23 protein-coding genes and 2 tRNA genes are annotated in these 19,837 nt (G+C 39.2%); 1 reads left to right on the forward strand and 24 read right to left on the reverse strand.

Features of this window, described 5'->3' with window-relative positions; genetic code table 11:
- Positions 1 to 82: 82 nt before the first annotated feature.
- The 15 genes from phoU to ACYSNO_RS02940 form a co-directional block, all read right to left on the reverse strand.
- A complete protein-coding gene (gene phoU, locus ACYSNO_RS02870; RefSeq protein WP_461729550.1) occupies positions 83 to 760 on the reverse strand; it encodes a phosphate signaling complex protein PhoU in 678 nt (225 codons plus the stop codon).
- Between the two features lie 42 nt (positions 761 to 802).
- Positions 803 to 1,561 (reverse strand): phosphate ABC transporter ATP-binding protein PstB, encoded by a 759-nt coding sequence (gene pstB, locus ACYSNO_RS02875; protein ID WP_461729551.1) that lies wholly within the window; start codon positions 1,559 to 1,561, stop codon positions 803 to 805.
- Between the two features lie 18 nt (positions 1,562 to 1,579).
- Positions 1,580 to 2,386 (reverse strand): phosphate ABC transporter ATP-binding protein PstB, encoded by an 807-nt coding sequence (gene pstB, locus ACYSNO_RS02880; RefSeq protein WP_461729552.1) that lies wholly within the window; start codon positions 2,384 to 2,386, stop codon positions 1,580 to 1,582.
- A 10-nt stretch (positions 2,387 to 2,396) separates the two neighbouring features.
- On the reverse strand, positions 2,397 to 3,281 hold the full coding sequence (pstA, locus tag ACYSNO_RS02885) for a phosphate ABC transporter permease PstA (protein ID WP_461729553.1): 885 nt from the start codon (positions 3,279 to 3,281) through the stop codon (positions 2,397 to 2,399).
- Positions 3,281 to 4,201 (reverse strand): phosphate ABC transporter permease subunit PstC, encoded by a 921-nt coding sequence (pstC, locus tag ACYSNO_RS02890; protein WP_461729554.1) that lies wholly within the window; start codon positions 4,199 to 4,201, stop codon positions 3,281 to 3,283. Before pstC ends, pstA begins: the two co-directional genes overlap by 1 nt.
- Positions 4,202 to 4,316: 115 nt before the next feature.
- Entirely contained in the window at positions 4,317 to 5,171 is an 855-nt protein-coding gene (locus ACYSNO_RS02895; RefSeq protein WP_461729555.1) for a phosphate ABC transporter substrate-binding protein PstS, read from the reverse strand.
- Between the two features lie 378 nt (positions 5,172 to 5,549).
- On the reverse strand, positions 5,550 to 6,440 hold the full coding sequence (gene ftsX, locus ACYSNO_RS02900; RefSeq protein ID WP_461729556.1) for a permease-like cell division protein FtsX: 891 nt from the start codon (positions 6,438 to 6,440) through the stop codon (positions 5,550 to 5,552).
- Positions 6,433 to 7,119 (reverse strand): cell division ATP-binding protein FtsE, encoded by a 687-nt coding sequence (gene ftsE, locus ACYSNO_RS02905; RefSeq protein WP_461729557.1) that lies wholly within the window; start codon positions 7,117 to 7,119, stop codon positions 6,433 to 6,435. The genes ftsX and ftsE overlap by 8 nt, the downstream gene beginning before the upstream one ends.
- Positions 7,120 to 7,215: 96 nt before the next feature.
- Positions 7,216 to 8,335 (reverse strand): peptide chain release factor 2 gene (gene prfB / locus ACYSNO_RS02910; RefSeq protein ID WP_461729558.1). Its coding sequence is split into 2 segments (ribosomal slippage): positions 7,216 to 8,262 and positions 8,264 to 8,335, totalling 1,119 coding nucleotides; the frame shifts between segments, so codons are not numbered across the junction.
- Between the two features lie 107 nt (positions 8,336 to 8,442).
- Positions 8,443 to 10,935 (reverse strand): preprotein translocase subunit SecA, encoded by a 2,493-nt coding sequence (secA, locus tag ACYSNO_RS02915; RefSeq protein WP_461729559.1) that lies wholly within the window; start codon positions 10,933 to 10,935, stop codon positions 8,443 to 8,445.
- 170 nt (positions 10,936 to 11,105) lie between these two features.
- Positions 11,106 to 11,660 carry a ribosome hibernation-promoting factor, HPF/YfiA family gene (hpf, locus tag ACYSNO_RS02920; RefSeq protein WP_461729560.1) on the reverse strand — a complete coding sequence of 185 codons (555 nt, stop codon included), beginning with the start codon at positions 11,658 to 11,660 and terminating at the stop codon, positions 11,106 to 11,108.
- 133 nt (positions 11,661 to 11,793) lie between these two features.
- A complete protein-coding gene (locus ACYSNO_RS02925; protein ID WP_461729561.1) occupies positions 11,794 to 12,474 on the reverse strand; it encodes a ComF family protein in 681 nt (226 codons plus the stop codon).
- Positions 12,471 to 13,787, reverse strand: coding sequence for a DEAD/DEAH box helicase (locus ACYSNO_RS02930; protein ID WP_461729562.1), 1,317 nt, complete (start codon positions 13,785 to 13,787; stop codon positions 12,471 to 12,473). The genes ACYSNO_RS02925 and ACYSNO_RS02930 overlap by 4 nt, the downstream gene beginning before the upstream one ends.
- A gap of 67 nt (positions 13,788 to 13,854) precedes the next feature.
- Positions 13,855 to 14,181, reverse strand: coding sequence for a PTS sugar transporter subunit IIB (locus ACYSNO_RS02935; protein ID WP_461729563.1), 327 nt, complete (start codon positions 14,179 to 14,181; stop codon positions 13,855 to 13,857).
- 94 nt (positions 14,182 to 14,275) lie between these two features.
- Positions 14,276 to 14,557 (reverse strand): DUF7662 domain-containing protein, encoded by a 282-nt coding sequence (locus tag ACYSNO_RS02940; RefSeq protein ID WP_461729564.1) that lies wholly within the window; start codon positions 14,555 to 14,557, stop codon positions 14,276 to 14,278.
- A gap of 122 nt (positions 14,558 to 14,679) precedes the next feature.
- On the opposite strand from ACYSNO_RS02940, the gene ACYSNO_RS02945 reads away from it, so the two are divergent.
- On the forward strand, positions 14,680 to 15,318 hold the full coding sequence (locus ACYSNO_RS02945; RefSeq protein WP_461729565.1) for a YigZ family protein: 639 nt from the start codon (positions 14,680 to 14,682) through the stop codon (positions 15,316 to 15,318).
- A gap of 53 nt (positions 15,319 to 15,371) precedes the next feature.
- Here ACYSNO_RS02945 and ACYSNO_RS02950 read toward each other — a convergent pair whose 3' ends face one another.
- The 9 genes from ACYSNO_RS02950 to ACYSNO_RS02990 form a co-directional block, all read right to left on the reverse strand.
- Positions 15,372 to 15,536, reverse strand: coding sequence for a hypothetical protein (locus ACYSNO_RS02950; protein WP_461729566.1), 165 nt, complete (start codon positions 15,534 to 15,536; stop codon positions 15,372 to 15,374).
- Positions 15,537 to 15,634: 98 nt separating this feature from the next.
- Positions 15,635 to 15,706 (reverse strand) — tRNA-Gln (locus ACYSNO_RS02955).
- Position 15,707: 1 nt separating this feature from the next.
- Positions 15,708 to 15,791: transfer RNA gene (locus ACYSNO_RS02960), tRNA-Tyr, on the reverse strand.
- Between the two features lie 84 nt (positions 15,792 to 15,875).
- Positions 15,876 to 16,106, reverse strand: a complete 231-nt coding sequence (locus ACYSNO_RS02965; RefSeq protein WP_461729567.1) for a DUF2969 domain-containing protein — start codon at positions 16,104 to 16,106, stop codon at positions 15,876 to 15,878.
- 75 nt (positions 16,107 to 16,181) lie between these two features.
- Positions 16,182 to 16,685: a GNAT family N-acetyltransferase gene (locus tag ACYSNO_RS02970; RefSeq protein ID WP_461729568.1), complete on the reverse strand. Its 504-nt coding sequence runs from the start codon at positions 16,683 to 16,685 to the stop codon at positions 16,182 to 16,184.
- A gap of 58 nt (positions 16,686 to 16,743) precedes the next feature.
- A complete protein-coding gene (locus ACYSNO_RS02975) occupies positions 16,744 to 17,388 on the reverse strand; it encodes a CBS and ACT domain-containing protein (protein ID WP_461729569.1) in 645 nt (214 codons plus the stop codon).
- Between the two features lie 3 nt (positions 17,389 to 17,391).
- Positions 17,392 to 18,093, reverse strand: a complete 702-nt coding sequence (locus ACYSNO_RS02980; RefSeq protein ID WP_461729570.1) for an ABC transporter ATP-binding protein — start codon at positions 18,091 to 18,093, stop codon at positions 17,392 to 17,394.
- Positions 18,093 to 18,869 (reverse strand): ABC transporter ATP-binding protein, encoded by a 777-nt coding sequence (locus tag ACYSNO_RS02985; protein WP_461729571.1) that lies wholly within the window; start codon positions 18,867 to 18,869, stop codon positions 18,093 to 18,095. The genes ACYSNO_RS02980 and ACYSNO_RS02985 overlap by 1 nt, the downstream gene beginning before the upstream one ends.
- Positions 18,850 to 19,827 (reverse strand): branched-chain amino acid ABC transporter permease, encoded by a 978-nt coding sequence (locus ACYSNO_RS02990; RefSeq protein ID WP_461729572.1) that lies wholly within the window; start codon positions 19,825 to 19,827, stop codon positions 18,850 to 18,852. Before ACYSNO_RS02990 ends, ACYSNO_RS02985 begins: the two co-directional genes overlap by 20 nt.
- Between the last annotated feature and the right edge of the window lie 10 nt (positions 19,828 to 19,837).

Genomic DNA, 19,837 nt, shown 5'->3' on the forward strand with positions numbered 1-19,837 from the left:
ACCAGTTTTTAGTCAAAAAAAAGAATCAATTTCTTAAAAAGACAGCTCGACTGCTTCTTCAGAAATTGATTCCTTGACCTTTTTAAAGGATTTCATCGCGATTCGAGTTGAGCTCGCTAATTTTTCCTGTTGCTAAGTAAACAATCCACTCACAAATATTGGTTACATAGTCCCCAATTCGTTCCAAATACTGAGCAACGTTAATATACTCGGTGCCAATAATAATTAATTCTGGATCATTTTTCATTTCTTTAATCGCTTGATAATAAATATCACTGTACCATTGATTGACTTTTTCATCCATCTTCGCAATTAGTTTTGCATCGACTTCATCTGTCTTCACATAGGCAATCAGCACATTATCAACCATCTTTTTCACATAATCAGACATTTCATTGACTTCTTTTTCGATTTCAGGAATTCTTTCTTCACCTTTCACCCGTATCGTTGATTTCGCAATCGAAACCGCATGATCGCCCATTCGTTCCAAATCTGAACTAGCTTTCATCACGGTGATAATTCGACGTAAATCCGTTGTCACTGGCTGTTGTAAAGCAATCATTTCAAAACTTTTCTTTTCTAACCGCACTTCCAATTGGTTAACTAACTCATCTTGAGCAATAACCTCGCTTGCTAATTTGCGATCGTGTTTCACGTAAGCTTGCACGGAATGATGAATGGCTTTACTTACGAGCATTCCCATTTCATAAAATTGATTGTGTAAATTCAATAAATCTTCTTCAAATTGCGTTCGTAACATGTCGATCTTCCTTCCGCTACTATACTTGGTGTCGCTATATAATTATCCAAAACGCCCAGAAATATAATCTTCGGTTGCTTGTTTCCCAGGGTTTAAGAAAATTTTCTTTGTATCGGCAAATTCAATTAAATCACCATTTAAGAAAAAGGCTGTTTTATCAGAAATACGTGACGCTTGAGACATATTATGTGTCACAATAATCATTGTATACTTTTCTTTTAATTCTAACAATGTATTTTCGATTTTTCCAGAAGAAACTGGATCTAAAGCACTCGTTGGCTCATCTAATAAAATAATCTCGGGATCGACGGCCAAGACACGAGCAATACAGACTCGTTGTTGTTGCCCACCAGATAAAGACAACGCACTTTGATGAAGCTTGTCTTTCACATCGTCCCATACCGAAGCAGCTTTCAAACTTTCTTCCACCACGCGATCTAGAACTTGTTTATCCGTTTCTCCCTTTAACTTTAAGCCATAAATTACATTTTCATAAATGGAGAAAGGAAAAGGATTTGGCTGTTGGAAAACCATGCCAATTTCTTTACGTAAATCAACAATGTCTGTTTTGGGGCTATAGATGTCTTTTCCTTTATACATGACACTTCCCGTGATTGTTACACTCGGTATCAAATCGTTCATTCGATTTAGCGCGCGCAAGTAGGTTGATTTCCCACAACCCGATGGTCCGATCATTGCGGTGATTTCCCCTTTATTAATATCTAAATCAATACCTTTTAAGGCTTCTTTTTTTCCGTAATATAGATGTAAATCTCTTGAGGAAAGAATGATTTCACTCATGTTATTCTCCTGCCTTTCTTAACCAAAATGTCCAGATACATAATCTTCGGTTGCTTGGATTTTCGGTCGTGTAAAGATCTTGCTGGTCTCATCATACTCAATCGCATGACCTAGGTAAAAGAAAGCCGTGTAATCACTAATTCGTGCCGCTTGGTGCATGTTATGCGTCACAATAACAATCGAATAGTCATCTTTTAAGCTGACGATTGTTTCTTCGACTTTTCCTGTTGAAATTGGATCCAACGCACTTGCTGGCTCATCTAAAAGTAAAATATCTGGCTTCATCGCGATGGCTCTGGCAATACACAAACGTTGTTGTTGCCCACCGGATAAAGCCAAGGCACTCTTATCTAACGAATCTTTGACTTGTTCCCAAAGAGCCGCTTGTTTTAAACTCGTTTCAACAATTTCATCCAATTTATGTTTATCTTTTTCACCGTGACGTTTTAAAGCAAAGGTAATATTATCATAGATAGACTTACTAAATGGATTGGGGCGTTGAAAAACCATACCGATTCGCTTACGCATCTCATAAACATCCACTTCAGAAGAATTGACATTGACCCCTTTGTACATAATTTCGCCAGTCACTTTCGTGTGCGCGATTTCGTCATTCATCCGATTCAACGAACGAAGATACGTGGATTTCCCACAACCTGACGGACCAATGAGCGACGTTACTTTGTTTTTTTCAAACTGTAAGTCAACCCCTTTGATTGCTTCGTTACTTCCATACCAGACATGTAAGTCATTCGTATGTAGAATGACTTTTTCCGGGTCGTTCATTTTAATAATATTCCGTTCTTCCCAATTATATGTTTTCATTCGAATCTCCTTAAGCAGAAGTTAATTTTCTATGTAGTCGTTTCCCAATTGCACGGGCACCAAAGTTAAATGCTAAAACAGCTAGAATTAAAACCGCTGAAGCCCCGGCTGATACCGCTGCTCCATCTGGCATGGTACCTTCCGTATTAATTTTCCAAATATGAACAGCCAAAGTTTCCGCCTGACGGAACAAACCAATCGGACTCGAAACGCTAAAGGGATTCCAATTAGTAAAATCTAGGGCTGGGGCACTTTGTCCGGCAGTATAAATTAAAGCTGCCGCTTCACCAAAAATCCGTCCGGAACTTAAAATGACCCCGGTTAAAATCCCTGGAGTCGCTTCAGGTACGACTACTCGTAACACTGTCTCCCAACGTGACAATCCCAAAGCCAGTCCTGCTTCCCGTTGCGTAAAATGAACGGCTTTTAGGGATTCTTCCACATTACGAGTCAATAAAGGCAAGTTGAAGAAGGTCAAGGCTAGCGCACCGGATAAGATGGAAAAACCATAACCAAACTGAATAACAAAGATTAAAAAACCAAATAATCCGACAACCACAGATGGTAACGAACTCAAAATCTCAATCGCCGTTCGTACCACATCGGTCAACCAATTCTTCTTCGCATATTCGGCCAAATAGATACCAGCACCTAATGAAAGTGGAAAACTAATTAACATTGTTATGAATAACAGGTAAAAAGAGTTAAACAACTGAATACCAATCCCGCCACCAATTTCATAAGCACGAGAAGGCTGTGTTAAGAATTCCCAAGAAATATGTGGCAATCCTCGAACTAAAATGTAAAGCAGCAAAGAAGCTAAAATTAAAACGATGACTGTTGCCACCCCGTATAAAACCCCTGTTGCTAATTTATCGACTTTCTTTGCATTCATTAATTCAGACTTCCTTTCTTACCGATTACGCGGATTGCAATATTAAAGACTAATGACATAAAGAGTAAGATCAATGCCAACGACCATAAAACGTTATTTTCAACCGTTCCCATGATCGTGTTTCCAATCCCCATGGTTAAGATAGACGTTAAGGTAGACGCAGGCGTGACTAAACTTGTTGGCAATAAAGCCGCATTTCCGATTACCATTTGGATGGCCAAGGCTTCACCAAAAGCACGTGCCATTCCAAAAACAACAGCCGTTAAAATCCCTGGGACCGCTGCTCGCAAAACAACTTTATAAGTCGTTTGCCAACGAGTTGCACCTAATGCAAGTGATGCTTCCCGATAATGACGAGGAACGCTTTTTAATGCGTCGACTGTCATGGTTGTAACGGTTGGTAAAATCATAATGAACAAGACGAAGGTTCCAGCTAAAATCCCAAAACCAGTACCACCAAAAACTGAACGAACAGCTGGTACAATAACGGATAATCCGATAAAGCCGTACACAACCGAGGGAATTCCTACAAGAAGCTCAATGACAGGTTGTAAGATTTTTTGTCCTTGTTTCGGTGAAATCTCTACCATAAAAACAGCCGCACCAATCGCAAAGGGGGTTGCGACAATGGCAGATAAAAAGGTTACTAAAAAGGAACCAACAATCATTGGCAAGGCACCGACAAGCGGTTGGCCATTTTCACCCACTTGACTCGGATTCCATTTCGTACCAAACAGAAAGTCAAAAAAGTTGACTTTATCGACAAAAAACGTCGCTAGTCCCTTACTTGCCACAAAATAAAAGATTGAAACAACTACGGTAACAATTAATAGAATACAAAGTAAGCTAATTATTTTTCCTCTTTGCTCCATTTTTGCCCGTTTTGATTTTTTTGTTAATATTTGTTTTACATCTTCCAAGAGAAAGCCTCCTCAAATCTTTTCATTTTATCTCTAACTAGTCTACTGTTTGTAAATCAATTTCCTTTTAACATCGTGTAAATTTCCAGTGAAGATTGTAAATTTTACGTAAAGATTAAGGAATGATATTTCCTTCCCAATCTCTTCGTACCTCCATACTAGAAATCGAAATATAACCTAATTTACCTACAATATTCGTTTGCACATCTTCGGATAAAACGTAGTCGATGAAATCTCTCGTTAATCCTGTAGGCTCCCCTTTTGTATACATATGTTCGTACGACCAAATCACCCATTGATTTTTCCGGACGTTCTCATCAGTTGGTGCAACCCCTTCAATCTTTAACGTTTCCACTTCTTCTGTCACATACGAAAAGGCCACATAACTAATTGCTCCCGGGGTATCTGCTACGATTTGACGCACCATGCCACTTGAGTCTTGTTCTTGTGATTGTTTCGCTGTTTCACCGTTCAAAACCCAACGTTCAAAAGTATTACGTGTGCCACTCCCATTCGCTCGATTCAATAAAACAACCGGTAGGTCTTCTCCACCTAACTCTTGCCAATTTGTTACCTCGCCAACAAAGACGCGACGTAAGTCCTCCATCGAAAGATTTGATACACCGACTTGTTTATTAACAATCGGAGTAATCCCTACAACAGCTACTTGAAAATCAACTAGCTTTGACGCATCAATCCCACTCTTTTCTTCTGCAAAAACATCTGAGTTTCCAATTTCCACCGCACCGGATTGGACTTGACTGAGTCCCGTACCACTTCCGCCTCCTTGAACGTTGACAAAACGTCCGGGGTTTTTAGCTTGAAATGATTCTGCAGCGGTTTCAGCTAACGGTTGCAAAGCAGATGATCCGACTGCCGTAATCGATTCTCCTCGATCAATCCAACTTGCACAACCACTTAATAATACGACTAAAGCAAGGGTTACTATTGAAATATATTTTTTCTTCATTTTGAAACTCCTTATTTGTAAAATTCTTTTTTCGTCTGTAAATTGACTTTACCCTATCTTAACATTTTACCAATCTTTTTGAAATTAGAATTCACTAAAAGATGTGATGCTGTTTTCAGAAAACCATATTTTTTTCTATATTCTTTTCAATATTTTTGTTTATGGATCACGTGTTTTTCAATTTACTTCGAAAAAAAAGGACCGTGACAGATGTCACAGTCCCTTGGTGTTTTACGAACGTTTGGCGGATAAACGGGCAACAAAAGTCGTTTTGCTCTGAGAAACTGGAGGGAAATTCGAACGATTGGCTTTTTCAATTGCTCGGATTTCGTGAAGTTTCCAAAAGTGCAGACTTTTGCCACACCTCTTTTAACCGGTCTAAATTTTTAAGAATCGACGCATAGAAATAATCGATCCTAAAGAACCAATCGTGATTCCAATTAAAATGAGGCCCAAGCTCACTTGTAAAGTTAAAATATCTGGTGCTAATAAACCATAGTTTGAACGTAACAAAATCGGGTTTAAAATACGATACACTTCCGGATAACCGAAAATGATTAACAACACGGGAATCACAGAACCAAGCAAGCCAATCCAACCACCTTCTAAAAAGAACGGCCAACGAATATAACCATTTTTCGCTCCAACCAGTCGCATGATTTGAATTTCTCGTTCTCTTGATAAAATCGTAATTCGAATCGTATTCGAAATTAAAAACATCGCAACAAAGAGTAGTAAGCCAGAGCCGATCAGTCCCCATGTGCGGACGCCTTGCGCAATGCCAAAGATTTTATCAGATAAATCTTCGCCATAGGTTGCCTTATGTACGACCTTGCTATATTTTGACGATTGCGCTTCTTTTGTAATTTCTTTGACAAATTCTGGGGCTTTTGCCTGTACAATAAAAACGTCTAGCAGTGGGTTATCTTGATCAAATAGTCCCCAAACATCCCCGTAAGACTCTTTTACTCGATCGAGCTCTTCATCTTGACTAGAAAACTTCACTGATTCAACGTTCGGCAAGGCTGCTAAGTCTTTTTCAAGTGCATCTTGTTCTTCTTGCGTCACTCCATGATTCATGAAAACCGAGATTTCAACGTTGTTTTCCATATCTTCCGCTAACTTAACGGTATTTAAAATAATCATCAGGAAAGCCCCTAGTAGGGTCAAGGTAATTGTTACCGCACTGATTGAGGAAATGGTCATCCAACCATTTCGACGTAAACTTTTCATACTTTCTAAAAGATGTCGAAAAAAGGTTCTAATCATCGTAGCCATACTCCCCTTCCATTTGGTCACGAATAATACGTCCATTTTCTATCGCAATCACGCGATGACGGATTGTATTTACGATGGTGCTATTATGCGTAGCCATCACAATAGTTGTGCCTTGTGCATTAATACGATCAAGTAATTTCATGATTTCCCAGGAGTTTTCTGGATCCAAGTTCCCAGTCGGTTCATCGGCGATCAACACTTTTGGTGTATTGACAATCGCACGAGCAATCGATACGCGTTGTTGCTCCCCACCAGATAGCTCGCTTGGAAAGACACGAACTTTATGTTTCAGTCCGACTAAGTCTAAGACTTCCATTACCCGTTTTTTCACATCGCGTGGCTTTCTTCCAATAACCTGCATGGCGTAGGCCACATTTTCATAGACGGTTTTCTTTGGTAATAATTTATAGTCTTGGAAAACCACACCGACTTCTCGGCGCATATTTGATACTTCTTTGTTCTTAATTTTTAATAAATCGTATCCCGCAATATTCAATAATCCTTTTGTGGCTTTCTCTTCGCGATACATCAATTTAATAAACGTTGATTTCCCCGCACCACTTGGGCCAACGACATAAACAAATTCACCGGGTCCGATTGACACAGAAAGGTTACGAATCGCAGTTGTACCATTGGAATATTTTTTCATTACATCCTGCATTTCTATCATGCTTGTCTCTCCACCTTCTTTTATAGATACTGGACTATTATAGCATTGCTATGTTTCAGTCCGCTTTCATTAGGTTACAATTTGATTGCAATTCCATCAATTTTGAGATTTATTGTCATTTAAGCGCATTTTTAAGAAAGCATCGATGAATCCATCCAATTCTCCATCCATCACTGCTTGAATATTCCCTGTTTCATAATTCGTCCGGTGATCCTTGACCATTGAATAAGGATGGAACACGTAGGAACGGATTTGTGAACCCCAACCGATTTCTTTTTGTTCGCCTCGTAAAGCTGCCGCTTCTTGCTCTTGCTTTTCGACTTCTAATTGGTAAAGTTTGGCTTTTAACATACTCATCGCTTGGTCTCGGTTTTTCAACTGCGAACGTTGGGCTTGGCTTGAAACAACCACACCTGTTGGTAAGTGAGTGATACGAACCGCTGAATCTGTCGTATTGACGTGCTGCCCACCTGCACCACTTGCCCGATAAGTATCAATTTTTAAGTCCTCAGTATTGATATCAACTTCAATCGAACCGTCTAATTCTGGCATGACATTGACCGAACAAAAAGAGGTGTGACGACGTTTAGCAGAATCAAATGGAGATATTCGGACTAAGCGATGGACACCTTTTTCTGATTTCAAATAGCCATACGCATTGTGGCCTTTAATTAAAAGGGTCACACTTTTAATACCTGCTTCATCTCCTGCTTGGTAATCAAGTGTTTCCACCTTAAACCCTTGAGAGTCCGCCCATCTTTGATACATGCGCAAGAGTAGACTGCCCCAATCTTGTGATTCCGTTCCCCCCGCTCCTGGGTGCAATTCTAAAATTGCGTTGTTATGGTCATACGGTTCATCTAACAGTAAAGACAGTTCATATAAATTCATCTCTTCTGTTAACGTGCGAAGTCCTTCTTCCAACTCTTTTTCGATTTCGGCGTCTGCTTCTTCTTGCAGCATTTCTAATAGTACTTCTAAATCTTCCAATTGGCTGGCTAAGCGATGGAAGCGATCAAATGTATCCTTATTGGCATTATTTGCATTAATAATCGCTTGTGCCGCTTGACTATTATCCCAAAAACCAGGTTCTCCCATTTGGTGTTCAACTTCCGCAATCTCTTCTTCTAGACGATCTAAGTCAAAGAGACCTCCTAAAACTTGTAATCTTTTGATTCATCTCCGTTAGTTGATGACGAATTTCTGCTAATTCCATCTAAATTCCTTCTTTCTCGCTCGAAAAAATTCTTGTCGTTTTTTTTACCGAGCAGGTTCTTTTAAAAACGGAGCCATGACCGATGACTGTCACGACTCCGCCAACTATTAAACGATTTGTTTTCGACCATGGCAGTTTTTAAATTTCTTACCGCTACCACATGGACATAAGTCATTTCGACCGATATTTTCTGTATTCACCGTCTGTGCGACAGGTGCTTCTGTTGGCGCAACTTGTTCGCGTTGCACATTTTGACGAATCTCAGCCTTCATAAATAAACGAGTCACTTCGTATTCAATCGCTCCAACCATTGCTTCAAACATTTCATAACCTTCCGTTTGATACTCAACTAATGGATTATTTTGACCATATGCTCGTAGCCCAATGGATTGACGCAATTGATCCATAGCATCAATATGGTCCGTCCATTTTGTATCTACCACTCGTAAGATAACCACTTTTTCAAATTCAAGCAATTGCTCTGGACTATTTAAATGACTCACTTTTTCATCAAATTTTTCTTGCGCTAAAGTTAGCAAGTACGCTTTAAGCGCTGCGCTATCTTTTCCTTCTAAATCTGCTAGAGAAATCGCATCCTCATGAACTAAGACGCTGCCTGCGAAATCAATGATTCCTTCATAATTTACTTCATTGTTTTCAAGTTGCACGTGACCATCGACCATCCGATTAATTGTACGTTCAACCATACCCATTAATTGCTCGGACAAGTTCTCTTCTTCCATAATCACCTGTTGTCTTTGGCGATAAATGACTTCACGTTGTTCACGCATCACATCATCATATTGTAAGACGTTTTTACGAGTGTCATAGTTATTTCCTTCTACTCGTTTTTGCGCTGATTCGACTTGCTTGGTTAACATCTTGCTTTGAATTACCGCGTCTTCTTCTTCAATATTCATCCGGTCAAGAAAAGCCTTGATTCGTTCTGAACCAAAACGCTTCATTAAATCATCTTCTAGTGACAAGTAGAACTGTGAAACACCAGGGTCTCCTTGTCGGCCAGATCGTCCACGCAACTGATTATCGATACGACGAGATTCATGACGTTCGGTCCCTACAACTGCAAGACCGCCCAATTCGGCAACACCCAGACCTAATTTGATATCGGTTCCTCGACCAGCCATATTCGTGGCAATTGTAATGGCACCTTTTTGACCCGCATTTAAGATAATTTCTGCCTCTTTAAAGTGATTCTTCGCATTTAAAACTTCGTGTGGTACTTTCTCTTGATTTAATAATTCAGACAAATACTCTGAAGTTTCAACTGCTACTGTTCCGACTAGGACCGGTTGACCTTTGCGGTAACGCTCTTTAATGTCTTGTACGACTGCTTTAAACTTGCTTTCTAAAGTTGGATACAATAAGTCGGCACGATCATCACGAACGACTGGACGATTCGTTGGAATTTGAATGACTTGAATATTGTAGATTTCACGAAACTCTTCTTCTTCCGTTTTTGCTGTTCCTGTCATTCCAGATAATTTTTTGTACATCCGGAAAAAGTTCTGGAAAGTAATGGTGGCCATTGTTTTTGTCTCGTCTTCAATTTCAACATGCTCTTTTGCTTCAATCGCTTGATGTAAACCGTCAGAGTAACGACGACCATCCATAATCCGACCCGTAAACTGGTCCACGATCAATACTTTACCTTCTTGAATCACATAATCGATATCGCGTAACATAATATAATTCGCACGTAAGGATTGATCTAAGTGATGTGTTAACGCCGTATTTTCAATATCATATAAGTTTTCTAAAGAGAATGTTTCTTCTGCTTTTTCAATTCCAGCTTCCGTTAACGTAATTGTTTTTGATTGCACATCAATCTTATAATCTTCTTCTGCTTTCAAACGTTTAACAAAGTTATCCGCTCGAGTATAAAGAGCCGTCGACTTTTCTGCTTGGCCTGAAATAATTAAGGGTGTTCTTGCCTCATCAATTAAAATAGAATCGACCTCATCGACAATCGCATAATTCAACGGGCGTTGCACCATTTGATTGCGGTAGACTACCATGTTGTCTCTCAAATAGTCAAAGCCTAACTCATTATTTGTGCTATAAGTAATATCAGCAGCATACGCTTCACGTTTTTCCTCAGAAGATTTTGAGTTTATATTCAAACCAACTGTTAAACCTAAAAATTCATATAAATCGCCCATCTCTGTCGAGTCACGTGTCGCTAAGTACTCATTCACCGTTACAACGTGAACACCCAATCCTGTAATTGCGTTTAAATAAACAGGCATTGTCGCTGTCAAGGTTTTTCCTTCCCCTGTCCGCATTTCGGGAATGTTTCCGTCATGTAAAACAATTCCGCCCATTAATTGGACATGGTAAGGATAGAGACCTAAGACCCGTTTCGCTGCTTCACGAACCACCGCAAAGGCTTCCGTTAATAACTCATCTAAAGTTTCACCATTTTTATAACGACGACGAAATTCTTCTGTCTTTCCTTGAAGTTCCGCATCCGATAACGCACTCATTTGATCAGCTAACAAATCAATTTTCTTTGCCATTTGATCTAGACGTTTTAATTCTTTTTTATCATTTTCAATTAAGTTCTTTAAAAAATTCGCCATTACAACGCTAGTCTCCTTTTATTTCAATTCTTCTTAAGTTTAAGTATTCAAAAAGTCTTCAATCCATTTTATCATTTGTTCTCGTTGATTGCTACATTTTATAGTGAAACTATTGAAGAAAACAAAAGAGACAAAAGCCTCCAAGGACCCTTGTCTCTTTTGTTTTCTTTTTAGTTGGTTTCAATTAGACCATATTTTCCATCTTTACGACGGTAAACGATGCTCGTGCCGTTTGTTTCACCGTCTTCAAAAATGAAGAAGTTATGCCCTAGCATATTCATTTGTAAAACTGCTTCTTCACTATCCATTGGTTTCAACGATAAACGTTTCGTACGAACGATTTCTAATTCTGAACCATTCTCTTCTTCTGTTTCATCATGAATGAAGATTGAGCCTGCGTTCAAATCAGGAATTGCCGTTTCACGAGATTTTCGGTTAATTTTTGTTTTAAATTTGCGAATTTGACGTTCTAACTTATCAACAACCAAATCAACACTTGCGTATAAATCTGGTGAAGTCTCTTCAGCTCGCAACACAAGGTACGGTAGCGGGATTGTCACTTCTACTTTCGCAGTTTTTTCCGTATACACTTTTAAGTTGATATGTGCAGTTGCATCTGGAACATCTGTAAAGTAACGTTCTAGTTTACCAACTTTCTTTTCTACATAGTTACGAATTGCTTCTGTGACCTCGATATTTTCTCCACGTACATTATATCTAAACATAACAATTGCCCCTTTCGTCTACCAATTAAAGAGAGAGAAGGACCACTCTTTCCCTCTTCTTACTTCTATTATATCGAACTTTATGAGAAATGCAAAAGAAATCGTTACCATTCTTCATTTATTTTCCAGTCTTTTATCTGGCCAATGAGACCGTGCAAATTTCTTTGGCTCCATGCGCTTTCAATAATATCGCGGCATGAAACAAGGTGCGCCCGGTCGTATACACGTCATCGACAAGTATCACTTTCTGTCCTCTTATTTGTTCTATCGCAATTGTCGCTTGAAAAGGTTGCTTTGTCGCCAGTCGTTCATGGCGCTTTTTTTGAGCTTGCGGTGTCGTATCTTGCTCCTTTTTCAACAATGAAACCCAAGGTATATTCGCTGCACTTAAGAAGGCTTCCGTTTGATTAAATCCTCGGGAAGCCAATCGCTCCTCAGAAAGCGGGATGGGGCAAATGAAATCTGCCCGCTGCCTCTTCAAATAATTGCGAATTTCTGGGACAAACGTTTGACGTAAACGGTAGTCACCTAAAAATTTGTACTGATGAATCCACTCTTGAAAGGCCTCATCATACACAAAAAAGGCATGGTGAGAAAAAGAATAGTCGGGAAATATTCGCTGCCAGCGTAAACAATCTTGACATTGCTTGTTCCCTCCAATTTTGCAACAAGTCGGACAAGCCTGATCTAAAGGAATCTTTTGCAATCGCGCTTGACAAAATGAACAACGATTGTTTCTGACCGTTAAGGGAAAGAGTATTTCCTTCATACTTAAATTATGAATCATTGACTTTTGACACCAGGTACATCTCATTTTTCCAACCACCTCACAGCCAAGTGATTCATCGTCTGAACTTCTTGACAAGCTTGTTTCATCGCTTTGGTCATTTGACTGTAAAAAAAGAGCACCCGCCCTTTCGAGTAAGGTCCCTTTCGATCGACTCGACCCGCAATTTGAACGAGTGCCGATTTCGTAAAAACAGGATGGTTTGCTCCCATAACAATCACAGATACCTTTTCAAAAGTCACCCCACGCTCTAAAATCGTGCTGGTTAATAAAATCCGATATTGTTTGGCACGCATGTTTTCGATTTTCACTTTGCGATTTACGTCTTCTGAATGCACGCTTGCCATCACCTTTTCTGGAAAATAATGAATCAATTGATGATAAAGTCTTTCCATATAAAGAATACTCGGACAAAAAACAAGAACATCATTATCAATTAACAAGGCATTCAAGTACTTCACGAGTTTTCTTAACAAATGTTTGCTTTTCGCGCATTTTTCCCAAGAACCATACCAAAGACATTCAGGTACAATCAAGGGTCTTTGATGAAAACGCAAAGGGGATTTTTCAATCATGAAGCTGGATCCGAGTTCTTTGAGCAATTGATTCGATGGGGTGGCTGTCAAATAAACTTGGCGACCATTCAAGCGTCGCGCTTGTTTTAGGGCATGGCGTAACATCGGATTTCCTTCATAAGGAAAGGCATCAATTTCATCAACAATAATTAAATCAAACGCCTGATAAAAATGCAGCAATTGATGCGTCGTACAAACCAACAATGGACAATAACGATACTTTTCCTCTGATTCACCGTAGAGTAATAAGACTGGTTCAGAGGAAAAGGCAGCTTGAATCCGCGGATGCAACTCTCGACAGACGTCAATTCGTGGAGAGGTGACACAAACTCTCCCACCATTTTTTAAAACATGATGGATTAAGGGGAAAATCATTTCCGTTTTCCCCGAACCTGTGACGGCCCATAAAAGGCAATCTTTTTCCTGTTCGAAATGATGAAGCAAACGTTCGGCAATTTCCCTTTGTAAAGAAGTCAACACGCCATTCCAACTGAAACAGACCTCTCTTGGAAGACGGCCATTTTTCGTTTCATGTTTAGAAACGAGGAAATCCGCACTGGTTAAACGACCGTAATGCAAGCAGACCGAACAAAAATAAGCCCCATTTGGTAAACAGTGTGATTCTTTTTCCAGTACACTCGAACACCTTTGGCAATCGATGTTTTCTGCAAGCAATAAAGCAGGGCGGACTAAAAAATCTGGAGAAGCATAAGTTTTCATTTTTTGACTAGACATCACGACTTGACGACCGATTAATTCTTCCACTCTCCTCACCTCAATGAGAAGATACGAAAAAAGAGCGGGGGATTTTCCTCGCTCCTTACTAAAATGATTATTGATTTTCTTCAATTAAACGCAATGCTTGTTCTAAAACTTTGTCGCCCTTCATCATTCCATAATCGGCCATGTTGATGATCTCTAATGGGATTTTTTTTGATTCTAGCCGCTTTTCAAAATCCGCCTTCATAAAACGAACTTGTGGGCCCAGTAATAAAACGTTCACATCTTTTGTTGCAAGATGATGATCGGCTTCTGAGGCAGACACTGCAAAAATATCAGTATCTAATCCTTGTACCTCTGCTGATTTTTGCATTTTTGAAACAAGTAAACTGGTACTCATACCAGCAGAACAAACTAACATGATTGTTTTTTTTGCCATCAATTTTTCCCCCATACATTAAAATAATTGTTGTTTCCATGATTTTTCCACTCAATTAAATTATAAAACAATTGAACGCTTTGTCAATTAATGATTACGAAAGCCATGTTTCTTTTAGTAACGGTCGAAAAACAACGTATTCCTTTTTTAAATCAACATGGATAACTTCATAATTGGCATTCAACCAAGCATAAGCCCCTTTTTCAGGGTACAAATAATCGTTCGCCCACCAATCCAAACTCGTTCTGGCTGTCTTTGGTAAACCGCTAGCAGGAAAAAGCAACTCGTCCATTTGAGTAAAAGTCAAAGTCACTTGTGTTCCCCCATTATTTCGAAGGTATGTGGTAATAATATCGTATTTTTTTCTACGCCCCACTCGCTTTCACCCTTTTCTTCTTATTATCTAGCTTCTTACCCAAAAAAGCAACTAACATGAAATTGCTATCTGATGATTTATTGCCTATACTAGGAGAAGTATCACATGGAAAGGAGCCGTTTATGTTAGCCAGTTATCGAACAATCAGCCAAAACGGGCAAGTTGAAATTGAAATAAAAAAATCACGGTTTATTTGCTTTTTGCAACGTGTCAAAACAGAAGAGGAAGCAAGAGATTTTATTCAAACGATCAAAAAAGAACATTGGAAGGCCAATCATAACTGTAGCGCCTTCATTATTGGAACAGATGGTCATGTCTTGCGTTCCAGCGATGACGGCGAACCTAGTGGCACTGCTGGCGTTCCCATGCTTGAAGTCCTAAAACAAAATGCATTAGTTGATGTTGTAGCCGTCGTTACTCGTTACTTTGGTGGAGTCAAACTAGGTGCCGGAGGACTAATTCGAGCATATTCCTCTTGCGTTTCCGCTGCCGTTAAAGAAATTGGCATCGTTGATGTGAAACCTCAACAAGAAATTTTTGTCAGCATTGATTACGCTTTGCTTGGAAAAATGCAACATTTCTTAGAGCACAATCACTACCATATCAAAGAAACGGTTTTTACTGATTCCGTCAACCTGTGTGTGATGGTTGATCAAGCAAACAGCGAGCCATTTAAAAACGAGGTGATCGAGCACTTAAACAATCAAGTCACATTCCAAGAAGGGAACGTACTTCCTATTGAAATGCCAGTCATCGACTAAAAAGCGCCAATGAAAGGACTTTTCTTCGAGTCCTTTCATTGGCGTTTCTTCCATTATCGATTCTTCATCCGCCATTTAATCGTTTGTTTCGTTGGACGTTTTTCTGTTACTCGGATTCCTTTTTTAGTGATGTTCACAATGACATCTTTTTTAGAAATATCATAAAGATGTTCGACTGCTTCAATGACTTGTTCTTTTATACGAAAATCAAATTTCATCTTTTCCACTCCTGTCTTTGTTGATACTTTTAGATTAGCGCAAACGCTTGGAATTTTCAAATAAAAAAAGAGCAACGAATGCATCGCTGCTCTAAAAACTGGGGTAGCTGGATTCGAACCAACGCATGAGGGAGTCAAAGTCCCTTGCCTTACCGCTTGGCTATACCCCAATGGTGGAGGAGAGTGGATTCGAACCACTGAACCCGAAGGAACGGATTTACAGTCCGTCGCGTTTAGCCACTTCGCTACTCCTCCCAAAGGTTGAATAAGTTATGTTTAACAACTCAACTTCTTTATAATACACAACTTTTCAAGAAAAGGCAAGCCTTTTTTCAAAAATTATTCATGTAAATTCCATTGACGAATAATTGCTTCAACCGCTAGCTCAAAAGTCTTATTTGAACCGATGGATTCGTCGTCCATAAAAGCTTGAAAGTCTTTCGGGCCATACTCTAAGATCTCGCCCATCTTCTTTTTACCGATAAAAAGAGCCGTCACATCGTAGGACTTTCCTTGAAGCGTCCGCTTGGATTCTTCCAGCTGGATTTGAATCTCTTTGTTCTTTTTCATCCTTTTTCACCTCGAGTTCTATCTTACCACATTTTTTAAAATTTACGAGTACTTTTTGTTATTAAATCATTTTTTTTAGACTGCTCGAATCATTTGTAGTGAATCGTATTTTTCATCAATTGTTTCAAAAGAAACCTTCTTCTTTCCAATCTGTTTAAACCCGTGTTTTTGATAAAAAGGCAAACCCATTTCATTTTTTTCGGTGACCGAAACCTTTTGTTTCTTTATTTGATACATTTTTTTTTGCCAACTCGTAAATTCAGCCAACAAGATCGAGCCGTAGCCTTTGTTCTTTTTTTTAGGATCTAAGTATAAAACGTAGATTGCGCCTATTTCGCTTTCTTCGATTCCACCACCAATACAACCAACTAATTGTCCATCCTCTTCTAATACATAATAACCTGACCACGCTTGCGAAATTTCCGTTACTTCATTGATTAATCGTTCTTGATTGTAAAACGCTTGAATCACGTGGTTGATATAGCCTGATGTATACAGATTTTTATAGGTAACTTGCCAAGCTTCCGTTAAGATGGCTTGTAGCTTAGGGACGTCCTCTACTTGCGCTCGACGAAACATTTTGGTCCTCCTCCTTAAAAAAAGCTAGAAAGGAAATCTTGCCTTCTAGCTTTTTTCCTTATTGATTTGTTAGTACAGCACTCACCACGGCAAACCCTGCTGCAGTTAAAATAGCTTTCACTTTCTCTGTTTCTTTTGTTTCTACTTGAATTTCAACAATCGTTTGAGTCGCTTGACGATCGACAACGACCGTCAAAATACTCAGTTCTTTCTCTGCTAACACTTTTGTAATTTCAGCTAAGATACCTGGATGATCCTTTTCGACTGCTAGTGAGATCCGGGTTCCTCCGGCATAGTAACCTGTAATTTTTAAGAAAGCATCAAAAATATCATTATTAGTAATAATCCCAACGAGTTTTTCGCCCTCAATCACAGGTAGCACACCGACATTGTTTTTACGCATTTGGGCGATCGCATCTTCGAGGAGCGCTTTTGGACCAATGGTTTCTACTTTTTTAATCATAATGTCTTTGACAATGGTTTTATTCAGTAAATAATTTACTTCATAAACACTTAAACTCGTGGCTTTTGAAGGAAGAGCCTCTTGAATAACTCCTTCCGTAATCAACCCCACCAACTGATCCCCTTCAACCACAGGTAAGCGGTGAATTTTATGTTGCTTCATTAGGTCAACTGCATCAAAAATTGGTGTTGTGGGACTCACCGTAATTAACTGGGTTGACATAAAATCTTTTACACTCATGGTTTACCCTCCTAAGTATGCTTTCTTCACAGATTCACTCGTTAACAGTTCTTGACCGGTACCTTCTAAAACGATTTTCCCTGTTTCTAAAACATAGCCGCGATCTGCAATTGATAGTGCCATGTTTGCATTTTGTTCAATGAGTAAGACCGTCGTCCCTTGAGATTTTATCTCTTCGATAATTGAAAAAATCTCACGAATAAAAATCGGGGCTAGCCCCATCGATGGCTCATCAAGTAATAATAGTTTGGGACGAGACATCAAGGCACGACCCATCGCTAACATTTGTTGTTCTCCGCCCGATAAGGTGGCAGAATCTTGTTTTTTCCGTTCTTTTAAAACAGGGAAACGCTGATACACGGCTTCATAGTCTTGCTTTAATTCGCTATCCTTTCTTAAAAAGGCGCCCATTTCTAAATTTTCTTGAACCGTTAAACCTGAGAAAACATGACGGCCCTCGGGAACTTGCGAAAGGCCTTGCATCACGATTTTTTGAGGGGCTTCTTTTTCAATTGCCTTTCCTTCAAAAGTAATCGTACCACTTGCTGGGCGAACCAAGCCTGAAATCGTACGTAAAATGGACGTCTTTCCAGCACCATTTGCTCCAATTAAAGACACAATTTCTCCTTGATTGACGTGGAAAGAAACATCATGAATCGCTTCAATTAATCCGTATTTTACGAATAAGTTTTCAACTTTTAACATTAGAGTTCCCCTCCTAAATAAGCTTCAATCACCCGAGGATTCCCCTTAATCTCTTCTGGTGTTCCTTCTGCAATGACTTGTCCATATTCTAACACATAAATTCGTTCACACACATCCATGACTAAATTCATATCATGTTCAATCAAGATAATGGTTATTTGAAACTCTTTTTGAATGCGGTAAATGAGATCCGTCAACTCGGTAGTTTCTTGAGGATTCATACCAGCTGCCGGCTCATCTAAGAAAAGAATTTTAGGTTGAGTCGCCAAAGCCCGGACAATTTCAAGTCGTCGCTGTTCACCATAAGGAAGATTGCGAGCCAATGTCTCCAACTTGTCTTCTAATTGGAAAATAGCCAACAGTTTTGTTGCTTCTTCCTTTAATTTTGCTTCCGTTTGATAAAATTGAGGCAGGCGAAAAATATTGGCCACAAAAGAAGCTTGCTCTTCTTCTCTCATAGCAATTAACACATTTTCTAAAACGGTGAGCTCTTTAAATAGACGAATGTTTTGAAACGTACGCCCCAAACCAATTTCCGCAATTTTATAAGGTTTCATCCCATTTAAACGGGTCATTTTCGTGCCTTCATTAAATAAAACATCGCCAGAAGTCGGCTCATAGACACCCGTTAGTAAGTTAAACAAGGTTGTTTTTCCCGCACCATTTGGTCCGATTAAACCAACAAGCTCATTCTCCTTAAGTTCGAGGTTCACATGTGAGACAGCGGTTAACCCACCAAAGTTTTTTGTTAATTTATTAACGGTTAGTAGTGCCATCTTTTGCGCCTCCTTTTTTTCCAAATCGTTGATAAAGTCGTTTCACTGAAATCTCTCTACTTCCAAGTAATCCGCTTGGTTTAAAAATCATAATTAAGATGATTGCTAGAGCGTAGAATATCATCCGTAAGTTCCCCAAATCTTGTAAATACATATTTAAGAATCCCAAAACAACGGCTGAAACGACGGCACCTGTTGTACTACCAATTCCACCAAAAACAACAATGATTAAAATATCAATCGATTTCATAAAGGTAAAGTCGCTTGGAAAAACAGATTGTTGATAGCTCGCATAGAGGCTTCCACCGACACTTGCAAAGATCCCACCAATCACAAAGGCCAAAACTTTAAACTTCGTCGTATTCACACCCATTGCTTCCGCTGCAATTTCATCTTCTCGCACTGACAAGGTTCGACGTCCATAACTACTATTCATATAGTTTGAAATAAAGACAATCGTAATCACCATAAAAATAAAGATTACTTGCCAGTTACTAAAAAGTGGTAACCCAAAGATACCTGAAGGACCATTCGTTAGATCGCTAAAATTAATAATCAAAATTCGAATAATTTCAGATACGCCCAAGGTTGCTATCGCTAAGTAATCGCCTTTTAAACGAAGGGTTGGAATCCCAACGATTAATGCAATCACACCTGAGAGCAGCATCCCCACAAACATACTTAAGAAAAAACTACCAATTGTTGGACTTTTCGCTGTCATAATCGCTGTCGCATAAGCGCCGATAGCCATAAAACCTGCATGACCTAAAGAAAATTGACCACCAAACCCAATAATCAAATTCAAACTGACCGCCAAAATAATATTAATGCCGATATTTGCAATGATGGCATCGGTAAAAATATTGATTTTGCCTGAGTGATAGAGGAAGAATAAGATGAAATAGAAAATCACCGTGCTAGCAGTCCAAGTTAAATGATATTTAAGATTTTTTTTCATTTGTTTCCAC

The organism is Enterococcus sp. LJL98 (assembly GCF_054871745.1).

What these genes read in the sequence shown, in the direction of transcription:
- phoU (WP_461729550.1), bottom strand. Translation starts at nt 760, where the DNA reads ATGTTACGAACGCAATTTGAAGAAGATTTATTGAATTTACACAATCAA.
- ACYSNO_RS02985 (WP_461729571.1), bottom strand. Translation starts at nt 18,869, where the DNA reads ATGGCACTACTAACCGTTAATAAATTAACAAAAAACTTTGGTGGGTTA.
- pstB (WP_461729551.1), bottom strand. Translation starts at nt 1,561, where the DNA reads ATGAGTGAAATCATTCTTTCCTCAAGAGATTTACATCTATATTACGGA.
- ftsE (WP_461729557.1), bottom strand. Translation starts at nt 7,119, where the DNA reads ATGATAGAAATGCAGGATGTAATGAAAAAATATTCCAATGGTACAACT.
- ACYSNO_RS02970 (WP_461729568.1), bottom strand. Translation starts at nt 16,685, where the DNA reads ATGTTTCGTCGAGCGCAAGTAGAGGACGTCCCTAAGCTACAAGCCATC.
- ACYSNO_RS02980 (WP_461729570.1), bottom strand. Translation starts at nt 18,093, where the DNA reads ATGTTAAAAGTTGAAAACTTATTCGTAAAATACGGATTAATTGAAGCG.
- ACYSNO_RS02935 (WP_461729563.1), bottom strand. Translation starts at nt 14,181, where the DNA reads ATGGCAAAAAAAACAATCATGTTAGTTTGTTCTGCTGGTATGAGTACC.
- pstA (WP_461729553.1), bottom strand. Translation starts at nt 3,281, where the DNA reads ATGAATGCAAAGAAAGTCGATAAATTAGCAACAGGGGTTTTATACGGG.
- secA (WP_461729559.1), bottom strand. Translation starts at nt 10,935, where the DNA reads ATGGCGAATTTTTTAAAGAACTTAATTGAAAATGATAAAAAAGAATTA.
- ACYSNO_RS02895 (WP_461729555.1), bottom strand. Translation starts at nt 5,171, where the DNA reads ATGAAGAAAAAATATATTTCAATAGTAACCCTTGCTTTAGTCGTATTA.
- ACYSNO_RS02975 (WP_461729569.1), bottom strand. Translation starts at nt 17,388, where the DNA reads ATGAGTGTAAAAGATTTTATGTCAACCCAGTTAATTACGGTGAGTCCC.
- hpf (WP_461729560.1), bottom strand. Translation starts at nt 11,660, where the DNA reads ATGTTTAGATATAATGTACGTGGAGAAAATATCGAGGTCACAGAAGCA.
- ACYSNO_RS02925 (WP_461729561.1), bottom strand. Translation starts at nt 12,474, where the DNA reads ATGAGATGTACCTGGTGTCAAAAGTCAATGATTCATAATTTAAGTATG.
- ACYSNO_RS02990 (WP_461729572.1), bottom strand. Translation starts at nt 19,827, where the DNA reads ATGAAAAAAAATCTTAAATATCATTTAACTTGGACTGCTAGCACGGTG.
- ftsX (WP_461729556.1), bottom strand. Translation starts at nt 6,440, where the DNA reads ATGATTAGAACCTTTTTTCGACATCTTTTAGAAAGTATGAAAAGTTTA.
- ACYSNO_RS02965 (WP_461729567.1), bottom strand. Translation starts at nt 16,106, where the DNA reads ATGAAAAAGAACAAAGAGATTCAAATCCAGCTGGAAGAATCCAAGCGG.
- ACYSNO_RS02950 (WP_461729566.1), bottom strand. Translation starts at nt 15,536, where the DNA reads ATGAAATTTGATTTTCGTATAAAAGAACAAGTCATTGAAGCAGTCGAA.
- ACYSNO_RS02945 (WP_461729565.1), top strand. Translation starts at nt 14,680, where the DNA reads ATGTTAGCCAGTTATCGAACAATCAGCCAAAACGGGCAAGTTGAAATT.
- pstB (WP_461729552.1), bottom strand. Translation starts at nt 2,386, where the DNA reads ATGAAAACATATAATTGGGAAGAACGGAATATTATTAAAATGAACGAC.